General features: G+C 48.5%; 2 pseudogenes. Both read left to right on the top strand.

The window, feature by feature from the left end:
- Positions 1 to 186: pseudogene (gene citT / locus ACWHAR_RS28890) on the top strand (two-component response regulator CitT); the annotation flags it as partial.
- 2 nt (positions 187 to 188) lie between these two features.
- Positions 189 to 623, top strand: a pseudogene (locus ACWHAR_RS28885) (tripartite tricarboxylate transporter substrate binding protein); the annotation flags it as partial.

The raw sequence follows: 623 nt of genomic DNA, 5'->3' as shown, positions 1-623 counted from the left end.
AAGGAAGCGCTTCAGACTGCGTCAGAAGGATTGACAGCGGAGGAACTTGGGGAAAAAATGGGGGCGTCACGAACAACTGCCCGCCGTTATGCCGAGTACCTTGTGTCAAAGGAAGAAGCAAGAGCCGAGCTTGAATACGGGATTATCGGCAGGCCGGAGAGAAAATATTATTTGGCGGCGGATTAGATATGAAAAAATCTATAATATTATTGATTTTTCTATTGATCTTTATGCAGGGTGATATCAGGCAGGCGGCTGCGCCGCGCCTGCCTGACGGGCCGATAGAAATTGTCGTCCCCGCTGAGCCTTCTGGCGGCTGGGATGTCACAGCGCAGGCGATCCAATCTATTTTGAGGCAGAAGCAGATCGTGAAGGGTGATGTTCATATCGTCTATAAATCCGGCGGCGGGGGAGAGAAAGGCTGGAAATATGTCAATAAAAGCAGCAAACAAACCATCAGCATGACGTCCAGCTTAATATTGAGCAATGATCTTCTCGGGCAAAGCAAATTAAAAATGGCCGATTTTACACCGCTCGCCATTCTCTCCAAGGAATGGCAGACGGTTGCATTGCCAAAAGGATCAGCGTTAACAAATGGCAAGGATGTGCTGAATGAGATCAAC

This window comes from Bacillus sp. LR--39 (assembly GCF_053613335.1).
This window is presented reverse-complemented; position numbering and strand designations above follow the sequence as displayed.